This window comes from Mesorhizobium sp. P5_C1 (genome assembly GCF_054049815.1).
In genome coordinates this window covers 1-1,390 of sequence record NZ_JBFULQ010000938.1, presented here as the reverse complement: position 1 = coordinate 1,390, position 1,390 = coordinate 1, and the positions used below count along the sequence as shown (strand labels likewise).

Annotated in this window: 4 protein-coding genes; 1 reads left to right on the top strand and 3 read right to left on the bottom strand. The window is 59.0% G+C overall.

Annotated features, from left to right (window positions below):
- Together ACXJ7R_RS32780 and ACXJ7R_RS32775 are read right to left on the bottom strand one after the other, a co-directional pair.
- Window positions 1–376, bottom strand: a 376-nt coding sequence (locus ACXJ7R_RS32780; protein WP_457155420.1) for a DUF2267 domain-containing protein, incomplete at its 3' end; no start/stop codon positions are given.
- Window positions 377–483: 107 nt separating this feature from the next.
- Window positions 484–738 (bottom strand): biotin/lipoyl-containing protein, encoded by a 255-nt coding sequence (locus tag ACXJ7R_RS32775; RefSeq protein ID WP_457155419.1) that lies wholly within the window; start codon window positions 736–738, stop codon window positions 484–486.
- 170 nt (window positions 739–908) lie between these two features.
- On the opposite strand from ACXJ7R_RS32775, the gene ACXJ7R_RS32770 reads away from it, so the two are divergent.
- Window positions 909–1,133, top strand: coding sequence for a hypothetical protein (locus ACXJ7R_RS32770; protein ID WP_457155418.1), 225 nt, complete (start codon window positions 909–911; stop codon window positions 1,131–1,133).
- Here the strand turns inward: ACXJ7R_RS32770 and ACXJ7R_RS32765 are convergent.
- A partial coding sequence (locus tag ACXJ7R_RS32765) for a LuxR C-terminal-related transcriptional regulator (protein WP_457155417.1) occupies window positions 1,130–1,390 on the bottom strand: 261 nt, incomplete at its 5' end. The genes ACXJ7R_RS32770 and ACXJ7R_RS32765 overlap by 4 nt on opposite strands.

Below are 1,390 nucleotides of genomic sequence, written 5' to 3'. Positions count from 1 at the left end.
CTCCATGCGATATATGGCGATCGAGGAGCTTGAAAACTGCACCGATCGCAGTGTCGAAATCGACTTCGTCATCGTAGCCGAAACCGCTTCTGACATCGATGATGAAGTCTCGCTTCGTTCGCTTGCAGGCAGGTGCTTTCGTTGGTTGCCAACCCTCGAAATAGATGCCGCGAACCAAGACAGGGAGCTGCGCCGCAAGGTCGGCAGTTTCCGCAGGCGACAACCAGTCTCGCAGCGTATGCAGAACGGATTTCAGCAGCCGGTACGCGCTCGGCTCGCTCCAGCAGAGGTCCCTGGCGAGTTCGTTGACCCACTGCTGAGCCTGCTGCGCGGCGTGGGAAAAGCCAGAAAATGATGTGTGAGACATTTGGGTCATGTCAATTGCTCGCTTCCAATCCCGGGAGTGCGTGAGCATCGCGCCGGATCAATTTCCTGCATCCGACCCACTGCCGGCGATGCCCGATCGGTGGTCGGCATGCGCCGTCAGTCGGCCCGGATCGTATCGTCCAATGTTGCCAGAACCGATCCGGGTTCGATCACGGCATTCACGGGGGCCATGATCGTCGCGCGACCGCTTGCCGGCGACACGATCTCATGCAGCGCGTCTTCAATTCGAACCTCGGCTATTCTATCGCCAGCCTTGATCGTGGTGCCGCTGGCAACGACCCATCGTTCCACAATGCCCTCGGGAAGCATGCTGGACGCCCACAGCGCTTCATCGACCTTGATTTCGTGCATCGCGTTTCTCCTTATGAGCAGGGAAAGTAGCCCAACCGCCAAGATGGACATTGATCGCGATCAAAAGGTGCGGTTCGGCAGACGCAGGGCAGCCAGCTCGAGGCTGCATTCGGGTGTCGAAAACTGATTCAAATCAAGGCGAGGCATGCCATCTCGCGCATCCTAGGGGGATGTGGAAGCCGATCCTAAGCGCTCCGTTCGACAGCGATCTCGAACTGGCCGTCCTCGACGAGGATGGCGAGCATGCGCTTGTATTTCCCTGCATGAAGACGCGGAAAGGATGGAGGAACGCCGCGACCGGCGCCTATCTCGACATCCACCCGACCCATTGGCGCGACTGGGTGCCGGACAAGACACCGGCAGATATCGGCAACTCTATCTCTCGGTCGCCCTAGTGCTTGGGATCCACGATGAGTGCCATGCGAACCAGATGCGACAGGCTGCTCGCGGCCATCTTGCTCATGACATTGGCGCGATGGATTTCGACAGTGCGCGGGCTGATCCCCAGATCATAGGCGATTGTCTTGTTCGGCAGACCCGACACAAGTCCATCCAGCACCTGCCGCTCCCGATCCGATAGTGTAGACAGACGCCCGCGGATTTCCGCGGATTGCGGGTGCGTTGCATCTATCCTATTGCGATTGGCCAAGGC